General features: G+C 68.2%; 15 protein-coding genes. 11 read left to right on the forward strand and 4 right to left on the reverse strand.

The features are described from left to right. Together VZL07_RS05675 and VZL07_RS05680 are read right to left on the reverse strand one after the other, a co-directional pair. The gene (locus tag VZL07_RS05675; protein WP_426754314.1) at window positions 1–996 is read right to left on the reverse strand and encodes an NAD-dependent epimerase/dehydratase family protein; all 996 of its coding nucleotides are present in this window, start codon (window positions 994–996) and stop codon (window positions 1–3) included. Between the two features lie 54 nt (window positions 997–1,050). Next, window positions 1,051–2,286, reverse strand: coding sequence for a GNAT family N-acetyltransferase (locus VZL07_RS05680; protein ID WP_426757241.1), 1,236 nt, complete (start codon window positions 2,284–2,286; stop codon window positions 1,051–1,053). Window positions 2,287–2,462: 176 nt separating this feature from the next. Here VZL07_RS05680 and VZL07_RS05685 point away from each other — a divergent pair, with 176 nt between their 5' ends. The 9 genes from VZL07_RS05685 to VZL07_RS05725 all read left to right on the forward strand — a co-directional run bounded on the left by VZL07_RS05685 (window position 2,463) and on the right by VZL07_RS05725 (window position 14,035). Further along, the gene (locus VZL07_RS05685; RefSeq protein ID WP_426754315.1) at window positions 2,463–2,663 is read left to right on the forward strand and encodes a hypothetical protein; all 201 of its coding nucleotides are present in this window, start codon (window positions 2,463–2,465) and stop codon (window positions 2,661–2,663) included. After that, window positions 2,653–5,625, forward strand: a complete 2,973-nt coding sequence (locus tag VZL07_RS05690; protein ID WP_426754316.1) for an ATP-binding protein — start codon at window positions 2,653–2,655, stop codon at window positions 5,623–5,625. Before VZL07_RS05685 ends, VZL07_RS05690 begins: the two co-directional genes overlap by 11 nt. Continuing rightward, window positions 5,622–7,007 carry a sigma-54-dependent transcriptional regulator gene (locus tag VZL07_RS05695; protein ID WP_426754317.1) on the forward strand — a complete coding sequence of 462 codons (1,386 nt, stop codon included), beginning with the start codon at window positions 5,622–5,624 and terminating at the stop codon, window positions 7,005–7,007. The genes VZL07_RS05690 and VZL07_RS05695 overlap by 4 nt, the downstream gene beginning before the upstream one ends. A gap of 134 nt (window positions 7,008–7,141) precedes the next feature. Continuing rightward, a complete protein-coding gene (locus VZL07_RS05700) occupies window positions 7,142–7,969 on the forward strand; it encodes a hypothetical protein (RefSeq protein ID WP_426754318.1) in 828 nt (275 codons plus the stop codon). A gap of 154 nt (window positions 7,970–8,123) precedes the next feature. Then, complete coding sequence (locus tag VZL07_RS05705; RefSeq protein ID WP_426754319.1) at window positions 8,124–9,230, forward strand: hypothetical protein; 1,107 nt, start codon at window positions 8,124–8,126, stop codon at window positions 9,228–9,230. A gap of 27 nt (window positions 9,231–9,257) precedes the next feature. Further along, complete coding sequence (gene acs / locus VZL07_RS05710) at window positions 9,258–11,222, forward strand: acetate--CoA ligase (RefSeq protein WP_426754320.1); 1,965 nt, start codon at window positions 9,258–9,260, stop codon at window positions 11,220–11,222. A 16-nt stretch (window positions 11,223–11,238) separates the two neighbouring features. Then, on the forward strand, window positions 11,239–11,523 hold the full coding sequence (locus VZL07_RS05715; RefSeq protein ID WP_426754321.1) for a DUF485 domain-containing protein: 285 nt from the start codon (window positions 11,239–11,241) through the stop codon (window positions 11,521–11,523). A 7-nt stretch (window positions 11,524–11,530) separates the two neighbouring features. After that, entirely contained in the window at window positions 11,531–13,159 is a 1,629-nt protein-coding gene (locus tag VZL07_RS05720) for a sodium:solute symporter family transporter (RefSeq protein ID WP_426754322.1), read from the forward strand. Window positions 13,160–13,207: 48 nt separating this feature from the next. Further along, a complete protein-coding gene (locus VZL07_RS05725) occupies window positions 13,208–14,035 on the forward strand; it encodes an ion transporter (protein WP_426754323.1) in 828 nt (275 codons plus the stop codon). A 6-nt stretch (window positions 14,036–14,041) separates the two neighbouring features. Here VZL07_RS05725 and VZL07_RS05730 read toward each other — a convergent pair whose 3' ends face one another. Then, entirely contained in the window at window positions 14,042–14,572 is a 531-nt protein-coding gene (locus VZL07_RS05730; RefSeq protein WP_426754324.1) for a transposase, read from the reverse strand. After that, window positions 14,536–15,081, reverse strand: a complete 546-nt coding sequence (locus tag VZL07_RS05735) for an IS630 family transposase (protein ID WP_426754325.1) — start codon at window positions 15,079–15,081, stop codon at window positions 14,536–14,538. The genes VZL07_RS05730 and VZL07_RS05735 overlap by 37 nt, the downstream gene beginning before the upstream one ends. A 227-nt stretch (window positions 15,082–15,308) precedes the next feature. Between VZL07_RS05735 and VZL07_RS05740 the strand changes: the two genes are divergently transcribed. Both VZL07_RS05740 and VZL07_RS05745 read left to right on the forward strand, forming a co-directional pair. Then, window positions 15,309–16,019 carry an MBL fold metallo-hydrolase gene (locus tag VZL07_RS05740; protein WP_426754326.1) on the forward strand — a complete coding sequence of 237 codons (711 nt, stop codon included), beginning with the start codon at window positions 15,309–15,311 and terminating at the stop codon, window positions 16,017–16,019. 1,217 nt (window positions 16,020–17,236) lie between these two features. Next, window positions 17,237–19,249, forward strand: coding sequence for an FG-GAP repeat domain-containing protein (locus tag VZL07_RS05745; protein ID WP_426754327.1), 2,013 nt, complete (start codon window positions 17,237–17,239; stop codon window positions 19,247–19,249). Window positions 19,250–19,366 lie beyond the last annotated feature (117 nt).

Below are 19,366 nucleotides of genomic sequence, written 5' to 3' on the forward strand. Positions count from 1 at the left end.
TCAGAGCATACGTGACGCCGCGCTCGCGTGCTCCGCCTTCATCTCCCGGAGCCCTTCCTCGCGGGAGCGGCGCCCCTCGTAGCCCAGCTCGCTGCGCGCCTTGTCGTCCCGCACCGTCACCTCCCGCCCCATGAGCAGCAGCTCGGCGCGGGTGAGCGGAGGCCGGCCCGGCAGGCCCAAGGTGCCCCAGAGCAGGTCTCCCACCGTGGCGACCGTCGCGGCCACGCCGAATGGCAACGTGCGCGTGCCCGCGTCCACGCCCCGGGCCGCGAGCATCGCGGTGATGAACCCGCGGAACTCCACGGGCGCCCCGTCGGTGAGGAAGTAGGCCTGGCCGCCGCGCCCCTTCTCCGCCGCCAGCAGCATGCCCTCCACGCAGTTGGCCACGTGGCAGGTGGACGTCAGGTAGCGCCCGCCGCTGAACCACCGGAAGCGCCCCGCTCGCACCGCCTCCGCGAACTGGGGAAACAGCGACGTGTCCCCCGCGCCCCACACGAAGCGGGGCCGCACGGCCACGGTGACGAAGTCCGGGGCGCTCACGCTGAGCACGCGCCGCTCCGCCTCGCTCTTGGTGGACGGGTAGTCCCCGATGGGGCGCTCGGGCAGGGGCATCGTCTCGTCGACCCCCACCAGCGGCGAGCCATCCACCAACACGGCCTCCGTGCTGACGTGGACCAGCCGCTTCACCCCCACGGCGCGCGCGGCCTCCAGCACGCGCTCGGTGCCGCGCACGTTCGTCTCGTAGAACTCGCTGCGCGCGCCCCAGCCCTTCACCACCGCGGCGGCATGGAAGACGGTGTCACAGCCCGCCATGCCCGCCTTCAGCACCTCCACGTCGGACAGGTCGCCCTCGAAGGGCTCCGCGCCCGCCTCCGCCACGGCGGAGATGGCTGCGGCGGAGCGCGCGAGTGCCCGAGCAGGCGTCCCCCGCACCTTCAGCGCGGTGAGGAGGTGCCTGCCCACGAAGCCTGAACCCCCGGTGACAAAAGCCCGCATTGCCTCGACTCCTTCGTGAAGGACCGCTCGCGCTCCTACCACTCCTGGCCCGGCTCAGAACATGTCACGCAGGGACGGTGGCGGCCCGGCGAAGAGCGCGCCCGCCGCGCGCACCGACGCATCATCCGCCTCCAGCGCGCCCATGGCGCGCAAGGCATCGGCGCGCAGGAGGCCCGTGTACAGCGGCGCCAGCTCGCGCACGTGCAGCCGCAGGCGCCCGTCACCGCCCCGGCGAACCTCTGCCTGGCCGTCGGACACCTCCAGCACGTAGCGCCCCTGGTTCTCCGGGAAGAGGTCGTCCTCCACCTCCAGGTGCAGCGCGCCGGAGAGCCCCTCCGGCCAGCCCCGCGCCTCCAGGGCGGCGGCCACGTCCAGCACGCGCACCATCCAGTGCATGTGCAGCTTCACCGAGTAGGTCTGCTCGCGCAGCAGGAGCAGCAGCGGGTCGTCCACGCCGCCGTACCAGAAGACCTCCGTGGCCAGGGAGCGGTGGTCGCCCAGGAAGCGGAGGATGCGCCGGGCCGCGGCGGGCGTGTGCGCCACGACATCGGTGAGGAACAGCTCCTGCTTGAGGTCCTTGAGCGCCCTGCGGATGACGTAGAGGTAGCCCTCGACGCCGTCCTTGCCTTCCACGAGGTAGCCGTGCGCCACCTCGCCGCGCATGTTCTGGACGCGGGCCCACGCGAAGTCCCCGCGGTCCAGCCAGCCCGTGCGGTGGCGCGCGTGCCGCTGGTAGCTCAGGACGATGGCGGGCAGGTCCGCCGCCTCGATGGGCCGCAGCGCCAGGGTCCGCTCGCCGAAATCGAGCGACGGAACCTGGACGCGGATTTCGTGGCGCGTGCCCGCGTGCTCGTAGCCCACGCGCCGGTAGAGCGGCTGCGTCGCGGGGTAGAGCACGGACAGCGGCGCCCCCGACGCGCGCGCCTCGCGCAGCAGGTGCTGCATGAGCCGCGTGGCGGTGCCGCGTCCCCGGTGGACGGGCGACACGCCCACGCTGCCCACGCCGATGACGGGCACGCTGCGCCCGCCGAACCACTGTCCCATGCGGATGAGCACCAGCGAGCCCGCCACCTCGGCGCCCTCGCGCAACACCCGCAGGTCCGCGGCGGGCTTCGTCCGCTGCAACCATGCGGCGCTGTCCGCCGGCGACATGGCGTACGAGTGCATCACGATGTCCGCGACTGCGGCCAGCTCGCGTTCGTCGCGCGGCGGCCCGAACCCTCCTGGCTGCGTCTCCACGTGCCTCTCCCTTTCCCGAGGACGATGACGGCGCGTCCCGGCGGACCGCATTCTCACGACAGCCCTGGCGGCATGTCGAGCGACAAGCCAGGCCCGGGCCGTCGGCCCCGATGACATAGAAAGCGGGAGGACGCTCCGTCCGCGCCCGGGGGACCGGCCCTCCGCTTCCATGAAGGTGCGTGACGGCTTCGCCACCGCGGGGCCAGCCCGCTGGTATCCTCGCCGCCATGAAGCGCCCCTCCGAGCCCGACGCACCGGTGATGCCGTCGCTGCTCGTCTTCGCCGTCGCGGTGCTCCTCTTCGGCTCCCCGCTGCGCCGGCTGTGGCTGGCGGAGGGGGCACCGGGGTACCTGCCCTTCGTGGTGTGGCTGGGCGTCATCGTCCTGGGCGGCTGGGCGGCCCACCGGAGTGGCGGCCATGACGCTTGAGCTGGGCTCGCTCGTCGCCGCGTCCGTCGCCTACCTGCTGGTGCTGTTCCTGGTGGCGTACGCGGCGGAGCGAGGCGCCATCCCCGCGCGCATCACCCAGCATCCGTTCGTCTATGCGCTGGCACTGGGCGTCTACGCCACGTCCTGGTCCTACTTCGGCAGCGTGGGCTACGCGGCGCGGCACGGCTTCCGCTACCTGGGCATCTACCTGGGGGTCACGCTAGCGTGCCTGCTCGTCCCCGTGCTGTGGCGCCCGCTGCTGCGCCTGTCCCGCGAGCTCCAGCTCACCTCCCTGGCGGATGTGCTGGCCTTCCGTTACCCGGGGCAGTCCACCGGCACCGCGGTGACGCTGTTCCTGCTGGCTGGCAGCCTGCCCTACCTCGCGCTCCAGGTGCGCGCCGTGGTCGAGTCCGCGCGCGTGCTCAGCCCGTCCGCGTCCCCCACCCTGGTGGGACTGGGCTTCTGCGCGGTGCTCACCGGCTTCTCCGTCCTCTTCGGCGCGCGGCACCTCACGCCCCGCGAGCGGCACGAAGGCCTGATGCTGGCCATCGCCTTCGAGTCCGCGGTGAAGCTGGTGGCCCTGGTGGCCGTGGGCCTCTGGGCGGTGTTCCACGTGTTCGGCGGGGTGGACGGGCTGCGCGCCTGGCTGGACGCGCACCCGGAAGCCATCGACGGGCTGCAGCGCCCCGCGCGCGACGCCTCCTGGGCGCCGCTGCTGGTGCTCTCCTGCGCCGCCGCCTTCCTCACGCCGCGCAGCTACCACGTGGCCTTCACCGAGGCCCCGGAGCGCGAGGGGCTGGCCACCGCCGCCTGGGCCTTCCCGCTGCTGCTCCTGGTGATGAACCTCATGGTGCCGCTGGTGCTCTGGGGCGGCGAGGCGCTGGGCCTGCCCTGGCCGGCGGACTTCCACGTGCTGTCGGTGCCCGCGTCGGGCGGCGCCACGTGGCTGGCGCTGGGCGCCTTCCTCGGCGGCGTCTCCGCGTCCAGCGCCATGGTCATCGTCACCACGCTGGCCCTGGCGCCCATGTGCCTCACGCACCTGGTGCTTCCGCTGGGGTACGCGCGCGGCCAGCCGCACCTGTATGGCTGGCTGCTGTGGGCGCGCCGGCTGCTCATCGGCATCATCATCCTGGCCGGCTACGGCTTCCACTGGCTGCTGAACATCCGCGGCACCGGGCTGGTGGACCTGGGGCTGGTGTCCTTCGTCGCGGTGGCCCAGTTCATCCCCGGCGTGCTGGGGCTGCTCTTCTGGAAACGCGGCACGCGGGCCGGGCTGCTGGCGGGCATGGGCGCGGGCGCCGCCCTGTGGTTCCTGACGCTGGTGGTGCCCCTGTGGGCCTCGCCCAGCGTCGTCGCCTGGACGCATCGCACGGCGGCGCTGCTGGGCTTCCCCACCGATGAGCCCTGGGGGTTCGCCACCTTCGCGTCCCTCACGCTCAACGGCCTGGCCTTCATCGGCGTGTCGCTGGCCACGCGCCAATCGCCCGAGGAAGCCGAGGCCGCGCGGACCTGCACGCGCGAGGAAGCCGCGCCCGCGTCTGGAGGCGTCGTGGCCGGCTCGCCCGAGGAGTTCCGGCGCAAGCTGGCCCCGCTGCTGGGCGAGGAGGCCGCGAGGGCGGAGGTGGACCGGGCGCTGACCGCGCTGGCCCTGCCGCCGGACGAGCGCCGACCGTCCGAGCTGCGCCGCCTGCGCGACGGCGTGGAGCGCAACTTGTCGGGCCTGCTGGGGCCGGTGCTCGCCCGGCTGACGGTGGAGGAGGCCCTGCGGCTGGAGCCCGGCGCGCGCACCGCCCTGGCGGAGCAGCTCCGCTTCGTGGAGGAGCGCCTGCGCGACGCACGCAGCATGCGGGGCCCCGTGCCCGCCCTGGAGGCCGTGCGCCGCTACCTGCGCCGCATCCTGGAGGACCTCCCCGTGGGCGTCTGCGCCGTGGGGCCGGACGGCGAGGTCGTCATCTGGAACGCGGCGATGGAGCAGCTGTCCGGCGTGCCGGTGGATGGCGTGCGAGGGCACCTGCTGGAGGCGCTGCCCGCCCCCTGGGGACCGCTGCTGTCCGGCTTCGCCGCCGGCGCGGACGGCGACACCGAGGCGCACGTCACCGTGGCGGGCGCGGAGCGCATCCTCCGCCTGCACCGCTCCCGCCTGTCGCCCGCCGAGGAAGGCGGCGGCACGTCCGAGGGCATGGCGCTGCTGGTGGAGGACCTGACGGTGCGCAAGGCCGTGGACGCGCGCATGGCCCACCAGGACCGGCTGGCCTCGCTGGGCCGCGTGGCGGCGGGCGTGGCCCATGAGATTGGCAACCCGCTGACGGCCATCGCCAGCCTGACGCAGAACCTCAAGTACGAGCTGGAAGACCCGGAGGCGGTGCAGGAGCGCGCCGGCCTCATCCTCCAACAGTGCCGGCGCATCGACGCCATCGTCCGGACGCTGGTGGGCTTCAGCCACGACGGCACGGTGGGAGGACAGGCGCGTCCCTTCACGCGGGTCGCCGTGGCGCCGCTGCTCGGCGAGGCCATGGAGCTGGCGCGGCTCGCGCGCAAGCAGCGCGGCGTGAGCTTCGAGCACCGCTGCCCGGAGGGCCTGGAGGTCCAGGGCGATGCCCAGCGGCTGGAGCAGGTGCTGGTGAATCTGCTGACGAACGCCATGGACGCGTCCCCGGAGCGCGGTGTGGTGGAGTTGGAGGCCGACCTCCATGACGGCGCGGTGCGGCTGCGCGTCATGGACCGCGGGCCTGGGATTCCCGCCGAGCTGGCGCAGCGGGTCTTCGAGCCCTTCTTCACGACGAAGGGCCCCGGCGAGGGAACGGGCCTGGGCCTGGCGCTCGCCGCGGGCATCGTCCGGGAGCACGGAGGAACGATGCAGGTGGACAGACGGCAGGGGGGCGGAACTAGCGTCGTGGTGAGCCTTCCGGAGCCACGCCGGACGGAATCGAGCGTGAAACCCGAGCGGAGGGCCCCGACATGAGCCGCATCCTGGTCATCGAAGACGAGCCCATCATCCGCACCGAGCTGCGCCGGCTGCTCGTGCGCGCGGGGCACGACGTGTCGGAGGCGGGCTCCGTGCACGAGGCGGCGAGCGACTACGCGCTGGACTCGTTCGACCTGGTGCTGTCGGACCTGCGCCTGCCGGGCGCCCCGGGGACGGACATCATCGCCATGTGTCCGGGCGTGCCCGTGCTCATCATGACCAGCTACGCCACGGTGAAGTCGGCGGTGGACGCGATGAAGCTGGGGGCGGTGGACTACATCGCCAAGCCCTTTGACCACGACGAGCTGCTGATGCAGGTGGAGCGGGTGCTGCGCGAAGGCCTGCTGACGCGGCAGAACGCGGCGCTGAAGCGCGAGGTGGAGCAAGCCCACCCTGTCAGCGGCATGGTGGGGAGCAGCCCCGCGATGCGAGAGGTATTCGAGCGCGTCCGCAAGGTGGCGCCCTCCCCGGCCACCGTGCTGGTGCTGGGCGAGTCCGGCACCGGCAAGGAGCTGGTGGCCCGGGCGCTTCACGCCCAGAGCCCCCGCGCGGAGGGCCCCCTGGTCGCGGTGAACTGCGCGGCGATTCCCGAGGGCCTGCTGGAGAGCGAGCTGTTCGGCCACGAGAAGGGGGCCTTCACTGGCGCGCAGGCCGCGCACCCGGGTTTGGTGGAGGCCGCGCACGGCGGCACCCTCTTCCTGGACGAGATTGGCGAGCTGCCCGCGCCAGCGCAGGCGCGCCTGCTGCGGATGCTCCAGGACGGCGAGGTGCGGCGGGTGGGCGCGACGCGGCCGCGCAAGGTGGACGTGCGCATCGTCGCGGCGACCCACCGGGACCTGCCACGCCGGGTGCAGGAGGGCGCCTTCCGTCAGGACCTCTACTTCCGCCTGCGCGTGGTGGAGATTCGCCTGCCCCCGCTGCGCGAGCGCACCGAGGACGTCCCCGCGCTGGCGAAGCACCTGCTGGAGAAGGCGAGCCGCAAGGTCGGACGTCCGACGCCGAGCCTCGCTCCCGAGGCCCTGGCGGCGCTGACCTCGCACCCGTGGCCAGGCAACGTGCGGGAGCTGGAGAACGCGCTGGAGCGCGCCGTCATCCTCGCGGACGGGCCCGTCGTCACGGCGGGGCTGCTCGCGCTGGAGCTGCCGGACACCTCGGACGGCTTCGGGCCTCCCTCCGAGGCCGCCGACACGAGCACTGGTGTTGGCGCTCCGGAGGAGACCACCGGCTCGCCAGACTCCATGGAGGAGTACTTCCGCCGCTTCGTCATCGAGCACCAGGAGCACATGGGCGAGACGGAGCTGGCGAAGCGGCTGGGCATCAGCCGCAAGGCGCTGTGGGAGAAGCGCCAGAAGCTGGGCATCCCCCGCACGCGCGCTTGAGGCACGCTTCCTGGGCGGCCGTCCAGTGGCCTCCAGTCCCATGCGCGCGTCCGCCAGGGGCAGCGCACCGGCACGGCGGAACGTGCGTAGCCCGCAGTGGCTAGCATTCCCTCCCTCACATCGCAGGGGGGCGCATGACCAAGAGTGTACCTGGCACTGTCGACGGCGCAGGCAAGCACGCGGGGGACGTCGTTGGGGCCATTCCTCGCGCGGAGTACGGGAGGCTGGCGGTGCTCACCACGGCCATGCCCTTGGCTGTCCTCGCCACCAACTGGTACCTGCCGCCGGGTTGGAACCTGGTGGGAACGATGGCCGTGCTCACCGGGTTTCTGCTGGTCCTGGGCAAGGCCATCTCGGGCGTGCCGCTCGCATTGCTCATCAGCGAGCGCAACCTGATGAGCCTCTCCCGGTTCCAGGCGCTCGTGTGGACCGTGGTCGTGATGGGCGGCTACCTGACGATGACGCTCACGCGCGTGAAGACCGGCGGGCAGAGCGCCGTGGGCGTCACCATCCCCCAGGAGCTCTGGATTGCCATGGGCATCTCCACCACTTCGCTGCTGGGTACCCCCCTGGTGCTGGGCGGCAAGCGCGCGCGCAGCCCAGACGAGAAGCTGGTGCAGAACACCTCTGTCCAGCTCGCCGAGCCGACCACGGACATCGATGCGCACCGCCAGGGCGTGCTCTACGCCAACCCCGACATGACCGACGCGCGCGTGGCGGACATGTTCCAGGGGGACGAGGTGGGCAACACCGCGCACATCGACCTGGCCAAGGTGCAGATGTTCTATTTCACGCTCATCGCCGCGATGGGCTACTTCATGGAGGTGGCTAAGGCGGTGCTGGGCGGCGCCACCGACAAGATGCCCGAGGTGTCAGAAGGCATGCTCGCCCTGCTGGCCATCAGCCATGGTGGATACCTGCTAGGCAAGGCGGGCGACCACTCGAACTCCAAGCCCACGTGACGCCGCGCGCGAATCGTTACGGCGCGGTGCACAAATCGTTACCGCGGTAACGCGCACGTCACCTTCGGTAACGCCCTGACGCGCCGGGCCAACCTGCAAGCTCTTGAATCTTCGAGTGCGGCGCGTTGGCAGACGCGTTGCTCTGGGGCGGGGCATGCGCACTGCCCCCGCACGCATGCTGTCGCTCATGGCCGCGCTCGCGGTCCTGCTGTCAGCCGCTCCGTCGAGCGCATTCAAGATTCCCTTCAGCGAGGAGTCCTATCTCAACGTCGCCATCCTCCTGCAGCCGCAGCTCCAGCTTGTCGACGAAGGCGCGCCGTCCGGCGGGCTTGGCACCGACATGTTCCTGCGCCGCACGCGCCTGCTCTTCTTCGGCAACATCACCAAGCGCCTGTCGTTCTTCGCCGAGACGGACCAGCCCAACTTCGGCAAGAACGGCGACTGGAACGTCGCCTTCTTCATCCAGGACGCGTTCATCTCCTACGAGGTGGCGGACAAAATCTGGATTGACGCGGGCATGCTGCTGCCGCCGCTGACGCGCCATGTCCTCCAGGGGGCCATCGCGTTGCAGGCGGTGGACTACCACTCCAACCTGGTCCGCTGGGCCCCTGGCGTGGGCAAGGTGTGGCGGGACATGGGCGTGCAGGTGCGCGGCTTCGCGGGGCCGCTGGGCTTCCGCGCCGCCATCTTCAACGGCGTCAACGGCAAGACGACCCCGGAGGGCACGGTGCTCAATCCGGACGACCTTCCCCGCGTCACCGCGATGGCGCGCTGGAACTTCTTCACGCGGGAGGAGGACCTCTTCTTCCAGGGCATCTACTTCGCCTCGGAGCCGCGCCTGTCGGTGGGCATCGGCGCCGACTACCAGCCGGACGCGGTGGCCACGGCCTCCGGGCTCCATGACTCGCTGGGCACGGCCGCGGACGTGTTCCTCGACGTGCCGCTGGCGAACGACCAGGAGCTCGTCTTCAACGCCACCCTCTTCCACTACCGCCAGGGCCTGGACAACCCGCAGAGCGGCACCGGCTTCTACGCGGAGACGGGCTGGCGCTTCGGCAAGTTCCAGCCGGTGATTTCCGGTGAGTACTTCAACGCGCGCGTGGCGGGCCAGGACCAGCTCGCGCTCAGGCCCGGCTTCAACATCTGGTTCCAGAAGCACACGTTCAACCTCCGGACCGAGGTCGCCGTCGCGTGGACGGGCGACCTCTCCCAGGCGCGCGCCTCCGTGACGGGCACGAGCCAGCTGCAGCTCTTCTACTAACCCTCCTCCACTCCAAGGATGCTGACGATGGCCCAGACGCAGGACTCGCTCATTCCCACGAAGGACGCCTTCAGCCGCAAAGCCCACGTGAAGAGCCTGGAGGACTACCAGCGGCTCTACCGGCGCAGCCTCGAGCAACCCGAGGCCTTCTGGGGCGAGATGGCCGAGCAGCTCACCTGGTTCCACAAGCCCGAGTCCATCATGAACGTGGACGCCGAGCGGGTGGACTTCTCCTGGTTCGGCGGCGGCAAGCTCAACGCGGCCTACAACTGCATCGACCGGCACGCCCGGGAGCGCCCCGGCAAGGTCGCCATCGTCTGGGCGAAGAACGAGCCGGGCGAATACGAATCCATCACCTACCGCGACCTCCAGCACCACGTGGGCCGCGTGGCCAACGTGCTCAAGGCGCACGGCGTCCGCAAGGGCGACCGTGTCTGCATCTACCTGCCCATGGTGCCGGAGCTGGCCTACACCATGCTTGCCTGCGCGCGCATCGGCGCGGTGCACTCGGTGGTGTTCGCCGGCTTCTCCTCGGAGGCCCTGCGCGAGCGCATCCTCGACTCGGGCGCCAAGGTGCTCGTCACCGCCAACGAAGGGCCACGTGGGCCCAAGTTCGTGGCCACCAAGGCCATCGCGGACGAGGCCGTGGAGGGCCTGTCGCTGGTGGAGTCCATCCTCGTCGTGCGCCGCACGGGCAAGGAAGTGCCGATGCTCGACGGCCGCGACTACTGGCTGGACGCGGAGATGGCGAAGCACCGCGGCGTCTGCCCGGCGGAGTGGATGGACTCCGAGGACCCGCTGTTCATCCTCTACACTTCCGGCTCCACGGGAAAGCCCAAGGGCGTGCTGCACACCACGGGCGGCTACCTCGTCTATGCGGCCACCACGTTCCGCTACGTCTTCGACATCCAGCCGGAGGACGTCTACTTCTGCGCGGCGGACCTGGGCTGGGTCACCGGCCACAGCTACATCCTCTACGGGCCACTGGCGAACGGCACCACCACGGTGATGTTCGAGTCCACGCCCACCTTCCCGGACGCGGGCCGCCTCTGGCGCGTGGTGGACGACCTCCAGGCCACCATCCTCTACACCGCGCCCACCGCGCTGCGCTCGCTCATCAAGGAGGGCGATGTGTGGGTGAAGAAGTCTTCGCGCCAGTCGCTGCGCCTGCTGGGCAGCGTGGGCGAGCCCATCAACCCGGAGGTCTGGCGCTGGTACCACGACGTCGTCGGCGAAGGCCGCTGCCCGGTGGTGGACACCTGGTGGCAGACGGAGACGGGCGGCATCCTGATTGCGCCGCTGCCGGGCGCCACGCCCACCAAGCCGGGCTCGGCCACCCTGCCCTTCTTCGGCGTGGAGCCGGTGTTGGTGGACGACGAGGGCCGCGTCATCGAAGGCAACGGCGTCAGCGGCAACCTGTGCATGGCGCGCTCGTGGCCGGGGCAGGCGCGCACGCTGTACGGCCACCACCAGCGCTTCAAGGAGACGTACTACGCGCGCTTCCCCAACCTCTACTTCACCGGCGACGGCTGCCGCCGTGACGAGGACGGGTACTACTGGATTACCGGCCGCGTGGACGATGTGCTCAACGTCTCCGGACATCGCCTGGGCACCGCGGAGGTGGAGAGCGCGCTGGTCGCCCACGAAGCCGTCGCGGAGGCCGCCGTGGTGGGCTTCCCGCACGACCTCAAGGGCACGGGCGTGTGCGCCTTCGTCACGGTGAAGCCGGACTGGCAGGAGTCCGGCTCCGAGCAGATGGTGGGCGCGCTCAAGGAGCAGGTCCGGCATGTCATCGGGCCCATTGCCACGCCGGACCGGGTGGTGCTGGTCAACGGCCTGCCGAAGACGCGCTCCGGGAAGATTCTGCGCCGCATGCTCCGCAAGATTGCCTCGGGCGAGGTGGAGAACCTGGGTGACGCCAGCACGCTGGCGGACCCCGCGGTGCTCGACGAGCTGCTCGCCAAGGCGACCCCCTCACAGGCGAAGCGCTGACAGGAGGAGAACCCGCATGTCCCCGAATCCGAACGAGGAAGCGCTGGAGGCACTCGCGGCGGCGCGCTGGCGCGTGGCCGGCGTGCTCACCGTGGCCACCCTGGCCGCGTACCTGGGCTTCATCCTGCTGGTGGCCTTCGACAAGCCGCTCATGGGGCAGCAGCTCGCCCCCGGCCTGTCCATCGGCATCCTGCTGGGCGCGCTGGTCATCGTCGCGGCCTGGGCGCTGACGGGCATCTACATGCTGTGGGCGAACGGGAAGTACGACCGCGCCCTGCACCAACTCCGCGGTGGGAAGTGAGGCAGGCATGAACCCGGCAGAAACGACGACGCAGCTCGGTCAGCCCAACGCGACGGCCATCTTCTTCTTCCTCGTCTTCGTGGGCATCACCCTGGCGATTACCTACTGGGCGGCGCGCAAGACGAAGACGACCTCGGAGTTCTTCGCCGCGGGCGGCGGCGTGAGCGCGGCGCAGAACGGCTTCGCGCTCGCGGGCGACTACATGAGCGCCGCCAGCTTCCTGGGCATCGCGGGCCTGGTGGCCACGTCCGGCTTCGACGGCCTCATCTACTCCGTGGGCTGGCTGGTGGGCTGGCCGGTGGTGACGTTCCTCATCGCCGAGCCCCTGCGCAATCTGGGCAAGTACACCTTCGCGGACGTGGTGGCCTACCGGCTGAAGCAGACGCCGGTGCGGCTCTCCGCCGCCGTGGGCACGCTCACGGTGGTCAGCTTCTACCTGATTGCGCAGATGGTGGGCGCCGGCAACCTCATCCACCTGCTGTTCGGCCTGTCCTACGAGACGGCGGTCGTCATCGTGGGCGCGGTGATGATTCTCTACGTGCTCTTCGGCGGGATGATTGCCACCACGTGGGTGCAGATCGTCAAGGCGGTGCTGCTGCTGGCGGGCGCGACCGGCCTCGCGGGCGCGGTGCTGTACAAGTTCGGCTTCAGCCCCCTGCGCCTCTTCAACGAGGCCGCCACCCAGTACGGCCCGGAGGTGCTGGCCCCCGGCAAGCTGGTGAACAACCCGCTGGAGGCCATCTCCCTGGGCGTGGCGCTGATGTTCGGCACCGCGGGCCTGCCGCACATCCTGATGCGCTTCTACACGGTGCCGGACGCGAAGGCGGCGCGCAGCAGCGTGTTCTACGCCACGGGCCTCATCGGCTACTTCTACCTGGTGACCTTCATCCTGGGCTTCGGCGCGTCGGTGCTGGTGGGCCGGCAGGCGATTACCGGAGTGGACAAGGGCGGCAACATGGCGGCGCCCATGCTGGCGGAGGTCGTGGGCGGCACGGGCTTCCTGGGCTTCATCTCCGCCGTCGCCTTCGCCACGATTCTGGCGGTGGTGGCCGGTCTGACGCTGTCTGGTGCGGCGGCGCTGTCGCATGACTTGTGGTCCAGCGTGGTGCGCAAGGGTCAGGCGCCCGAGCAGGAGCAGCTCAAGGTGGCCCGGCTGGCCAGCCTCTTTCTGGGCATCCTGGCCATCGTCCTGGGCGTGGCCTTCAAGGGGCAGAACGTGGCGTTCATGGTGGGGCTGGCCTTCGCCATTGCGGCGAGCGCCAACTTCCCGGCGTTGCTGCTGTCCATGGCGTGGAAGAAGTTCACCACCCAGGGCGCGGTGGCCAGCATGCTGACGGGCGCGCTCACCTCGGTGGTCTTCATCTTCCTGTCCCCGACGGTGCAGGTGGACCTGCTGGGCAACAGCTCCGCGCTGTTCCCGCTGCGCAACCCTGGCGTCGTCACCATCCCCCTGGCCTTCCTGGTGGGCGCAGTGGTGTCGCTGCTCTTCCCCGAGCAGGAGTCCGCCGCCCGCTTCGCCGAGGTGAAGCACCGGATGCACGTGGGCGCGCCTCAGCAGGCCCCGGCTGTCGTCCCGGTGCCCGCGAAGCCGGCCACGGAGCGGCCCCGGCCCACTGGCAGCGAAGCGGAGGCCTGACAGCGAGCGTTTCGTTTCCAAGGGACACGGGTCGCCTACACTGGGCCCGTGTCCAAAGTCTCAGAGCAGGGTCCCACCGAAGGCCTCCGCGGCCGACTGCACGAAATCATCTTCGAGGCCGAGACGCCCGCCGGCAAGGCGTTCGACGTGGCCCTGCTGTGGGCCATCCTCTTCAGCATCATCGCGGTGATGCTGGAGAGCGTTGCCTCGGTGCGCGCCCGCTTCGCGAGCGTGTTGCTCGGCATCGAGTGGTTCTTCACGGGCCTGTTCACCCTGGAGTACCTGCTCCGGCTCTTCTCCGTCAGCAAGCCGCTGCGCTACGCCCGCAGCTTCTTCGGGCTGGTGGACCTGCTGGCGATCCTGCCCACCTTCCTGAGCGTGCTGATTCCCGGGGCGCAGTCCCTGCTGGTGATTCGCGTGCTGCGGCTGCTGCGCGTCTTCCGCGTGCTCAAGCTGACGCACCTGCTCGGACAGGCGGAGGTGCTGCTCACCGCGCTGCGCGCCAGCCGCCCGAAGATCACCGTCTTCCTGGGCACGGTGCTGACCATCGTCGTCATCATGGGCGCGCTGATGTACGTGGTGGAGGGCCAGGAGAACGGCTTCGACAGCATCCCTCGCGCCATGTACTGGGCCATCGTCACGGTGACGACGGTGGGCTTTGGCGACATCACGCCAAAGACGGTGCCGGGACAGTTCATCGCGTCCATCCTGATGGTGATGGGCTACGGCATCATCGCGGTGCCCACGGGCATCGTCTCCGTGGAGCTGGCCGCCGCCACGCGCCATGCCGTAGACAACCGGGCGTGCCCCGCCTGTGGCCAGCAGGGGCATGATTTGGACGCCCAATTCTGCAAGCACTGCGGGCATGGGCTTTAATCCCCTTCAGGTAAGTCCGCGAAGGGATAGCCCTGCGTGGTCGAAGAAGCCACGCAGGGCCGCATGACGGCGACCGAGGCGGACAAACGCCGCGCGCACCTGCCGATGCAGGTCCGTCACCGACTCGGGCGTGGCGTTGAGCATGGAGAGCTTCACCTGGCTGTTGCAACCCTCCTCGGGATTGAGCTCTGGGGAGTAGGCGGGGAGCTCCTCCAGGACGATGTCCTCGGAGTGGGACTCGACGAAGTTCTTCACCTCATGCGAGCGGTGGACGCCGAGCCTGTCCCACACCACCACCAGCGGACGGCCCACCTTCCGGTGGAAGTAGCGCAGCGCAGTCACCACCTCGGCGCCATGCACGCTCCCCTCGAAGTGCCGCGCGTAAAGCCGAGCCCGCCGCCGCTTGGACGGGGCTACCAGCGCAACGACGCTGGATACCTCACGCCTCTTCGAGACGCGCCGGAGTTGAGGTGGATGGCCTACCGGGGCCCAGGTGGTACTCAGGCGGGCCCGAAACGTACTACTCGTCTCGTCCACGCAGGCAACGGCTGCCCCTCGGCGAGCAGCCCCCTTTCGATGCGTGGCCAGTCTCGTCTCAGCCAGGCCTCCACCAGTGCGTCGTCTCGCTCACGCGCCTTGGGCTTGGGCCGCTGGACCGACAAGCCCAGCCGGTGCAGCGGCTCGGCTAGGTAGTTGGGGTGGTAATGCACCGCGAAGCGGCGATGGATGAGTTGGGCGACTCTCTTCAGCGTCCACCGCTCAGTGGCAAAGCCTGCTGCCTTGGCCCCTGCCTCCAGCAACCGCTTCACCTCCTGCCATTGCTGGTCCGTCAACTTCGAGGGGCGCCCTGGCCGCGGCCGTGTCTTCAGGGCCTTGAGGCCCTTTTCCTTCAGGCTCCGGGCCCATTCGCACACCGTGCTCGGGCTGACGCCCAACTGGCGTGCAACCTCCGCCTGCGTGTAGCCGCCGCTCCTGAGCAGCCGGGCGGCCTCCAACCGGCGCTCCTCCAACTGCTCTGCCGTCAGCCTCCTCGGCTGCCACGCCATGAGAAGCCTCCTGCCTCCTCATGGCGTAACCTCCTTTACCCCTCGGGGACTTCCCTGAAGGGGATTAAGCTGGGAGATATTCTGGGGATCCTGGTCAGTGCCACGGCAAGGCGGGCAGGCCTCTCCGTGGCTGACCGGAGACGGAACCAGCGCTCCCTGGCGGTCGTTTCACCGGGAAGGGCGAATCTTTTCAGCGGCGCCCTGGCTCTGACGCCCTGGAGGGACGAATGCTCTTCCGACAGCTCTTCGATACGACTTCGTCGACGTACACCTATCTGCTCGGGGATACGACCAGCGGCACAGCGCTGTTGATTGATCCGGTCGCGGAAAAGCAAGAGCGCGATCTCACGCTGCTGCGGGAGCTTGGCCTCTCGCTGACCCATGTGCTCGACACGCATGTGCACGCGGACCATGTCACCGCGTCCGGGCTGCTCCGGGCTCACACGGGCGCCAAGGTGGTGGGCGGCGCGGCCGGGGCACCGTGCGCCGACATCCATGTAAGGCATGGCGACACGCTGCGCGCCGGGGCCTTCTCCTTCCAGGTGCTCGCGACACCGGGCCACACGGATGACAGCGTGAGCTACCTGCTCGGAAACCGCGTCTTCACCGGGGATGCCCTACTCATTCGAGGCAATGGTCGGACGGACTTCCAGAACGGGAACCCCGGCACACTGTATGACTCCATCACCCAGGTGCTGTTCGCGCTGCCGGACGAGACGCTCGTGTACCCCGCGCATGACTACAAGGGGATGACGCTGACGACCATCGGCGAGGAGAAGCGCCACAACCCGCGCGTCGCCGGACGGAGCCGCGAGGACTTCATCCAGCTCATGAACAACCTGGAACTGCCCAAGCCGAAGCTCATCGACGTGGCCGTTCCCGCCAACCGCGCTTGCGGACTCACGGATCCCAGTGAGTCGATCTCAACCACCCACTAGAGAGCCAACGAGCCCTCGTGGCCCATCCATTGAGCGTACTGCAACGCCGCTCCGTGACAGCGAAGGGGCGATGCCTGCACGGAGCCTTCGCACCATCAACTCCTTCCAGTTACCCGCGAAGGTTCTAGCCGCGTGCCCTGTCAATCGGCCGCACCGAAAGATTCACTTTCCACGTCAATAAGGAAGCCTATGGAGGGGGCATGCCAGCGGAGAGCCGCGCGCGATCCCCCCACCCTAGTCGAGGCCCGTCCATCTCGCTGGACGCAGGTCCTCGCCCCCGGACGCTTCCGCTCGGCTGAGGTCCCGCCGCTGCGCAAGTGAGGCGCATTCCGCCAAGAAGACGCACGAACACACGCGCATTCTTCTGGCTCTAAAGCGAGCCATGTGCGTGTTGCGCCAATCACTTCATCATCTCGCAGTACGCCCCAAGCACGGTTCTTGCAAAATAATGCGCTCCCCGGAATCCACCTACAAATCCACGGAGGAAGCACGAAGAGCCCGCGCAAAATGACAGATACGACTCCGTCCTCGGACCGTTAGAAGTTCACCACATCATCAGAACGCCGGCGACATCCCCCTAATAGATGCCAATCCCTTCACGCGATTCGCACCACCGCCTCAAGCAGGCGCAGAACCAAGAAATCCGCTCACTGCCTCACCGCAACACAAACGCAATTCCTTCATCCACCGAGGAGCGCACATTGACATTCCATCCCGCCCCTTCCGCCCACTGCCTCAGACCACTAGGGCTCCCTTCAGCATTGCTCAGATTCATTGCCTCACTGGCGACAGTGGCAAGCATGGCCCTCTCCTCGCAGGCACTCGGCGGAGAATTCACCCGAGAACTGGCGGCAGAGATTCCCACATGCAACAACTGCCTGAGTTCGAATTCTGGCTCATTAACCATTCACTACTCATGGGGATACACGAGCGAAACAAGCAGCATCACTTACACTGGATACGCCCCCACAAACGCGGTCGTTGACACGATCTATCTCGCAGGTCCGCCATCGGGCCACTCCGTACTCATCAACAGGATTGACCTCTCTCACCTGGGATGGGTCGACGAGCTTGTTGTGAGGACCTTGAATGGAACTTACTGGTATCCCACTGCAGCGACCCCGCTGACCTCCCCCTGGGCTGGCAGGCTCGTCCATAGCGGACAGTGGACAGCCCTGCTCACATACGCGGCGGCAACGCCAGACATGCGAGTCAACATGAGTCTCGTCATCGCCTGGAGCGTGCCCTCCACGGGAGGAGATGGGGGGACCGGTGGTGATGGTGGAACCGGGAACGACGGCGGCACAGGGAGCGATGGCGGCACTCCAGGAGTCGGGATACCTGAGTATCCAGATTTCAATGGGGACGATCTTACCGACCTCCTCGTTTATGCGCCGCGACACGGCACCGCCCATCTTCGCTATGGAAATACCAACCTCGGCCCGCTGACCTATGCGGCCGACTCTTTCGAGAGCTTCGACCACGGCGCCAAGTTCATTCCTGGCGACTTCAACGGCGACGGAAAGACTGACGTACTCAACTACAACACAAAAACAGGCACTCTTGGAGCAAGACGCGGCAATTCTAGCGGCAGCGCCCTTTCTCCAGTCTTTACACACACAACACTCTCCACCGATCTGGAGTTAATCCCCGGCGATTTCAACGGAGACCGAAGAACCGACATCTTTATCTATCACACGACCACAGGCGCCACCGAGATTCGATTTGGCAGCGCGGTCGCCGACTTGCCGGTCCCGTCGCTTGCCACGCAGGACCCATGGATTGCAGGACACACCCTCATTCCTGGCGACTATAACGGCGACGGAAGAACTGACATTCTCATCTACTCTAGTGCTGGCACCATCCACATTCGTTACGGCAATGCGACCGGCGGAATCCTCTCGCATGGGTCGTCCGCACCACGCACGGCGCCCCCAGGCCTCAAGCTCATTCCCGGCGACTACAACGGCGACGGCAGATCCGACATTTTCGTCTACCAGTCAAGCACTGGGGCGACGAACCTTTTATTTGGAGCGGCTTTCGGTGATTTCATCATGTCGACTGCCTATCAAGGCACGCTCCCTCTTGGAATGACACTCGTCCCTGGCGACTTCAACGGCGACGGGGAAGCAGATGTCTTCGCCTACGACATGAACAGCGGCAGCGCCGAGATTCTATACGGCAGTGTCTCTGCGGCTCCGGCGCGGTCCCCAGCAACTCAGGCCTCATGGCCCGGTGGGCTCGAGTTGATTCCAGGTGACTACAATGGAGACGGAAAGACCGATTTGCTCCTGTACCACCCAGACTCAGCTGGCGCCGAGGTCGCGCTTGGTAACTCCGCGGGAGGTGTCTTATGGTACGCCCCCAATTCTCATGAAATCTGGGCTTCCGATTTCCTGCTGATGGGAGGGTACCGACACTGGGTCACCCCACGCATCGGTATCCTGAAACAAGGCGGTTTGCTCTACGTCAAGGAAGGTCCGCTGCATGCGAACTGGAACCTCGTGGCCGAGGCCGTCTCTTCCTTCGCCTTTAGTGGCGACCGCATCGCAATCGTCAAAACCAATGGAGAGGCATATATCAAAGCAGGAGCATGGGACGCCCCATGGACATGGCTGGGCTCCAACGTCAAGGCCATCTCACTCACAGGTTACTACGCCAGCCGCATTGGCATGCTGAAGACCAACGGCGAACTCTTCATCAAAGAGGGGCGACTCAGTGAGAACTGGAATCGGGTAACCGGCGACGTCGCATCCTTCGAATTCGCAGTCGATCGCATCGCCATCGTCAAGATGGACGGCGAAGCCTACGTGAAGGCAGGCGCCTGGAACGAGGCCTGGACGTGGCTTGGGTCCAACGTCAAATCTATCTCGCTGAACATGGACTTCACGCGGCGCATCGGCCTTCTGAAAACCAATGGGGACTTCTTCGTTCAGGAAGGAGAGCTTGACGCCCCCTTGACCCTGCTAACCAGCGACGTCCAGTCCATGGACCTCGGGCGACGCCGCATCGGCATCGTGAAGACGGATGGGGAAGCCTTCATCAAGGAAGGTGATTTGGACGCGCCTTGGAACTGGCTCAGCGGAGGAGCCGAAGTGCTTCATCTACAAGGCTACGGCATTGCGGTTCTCTCGAATGCCGGCGTGGTCCACGTGAAGGAGGGCCCCGTCGATGCTCAATGGACGATGATGGGCGGTGACTGCGAGGACTTCGCCATCACGCCCAGATAGGCGCTCCCACGTAAGAGCAGGCCTCCTCCGGCGACATCCAGCCGGAGGAGGCTCCTTGCGCAGGCATCCACGATCAGCCTGTCACAGCCATGCATCTGCGACTGCAGGGCATGTACG

This window comes from Pseudomyxococcus flavus, from assembly GCF_050038885.1.
Classification (GTDB): domain Bacteria; phylum Myxococcota; class Myxococcia; order Myxococcales; family Myxococcaceae; genus Myxococcus; species Myxococcus flavus.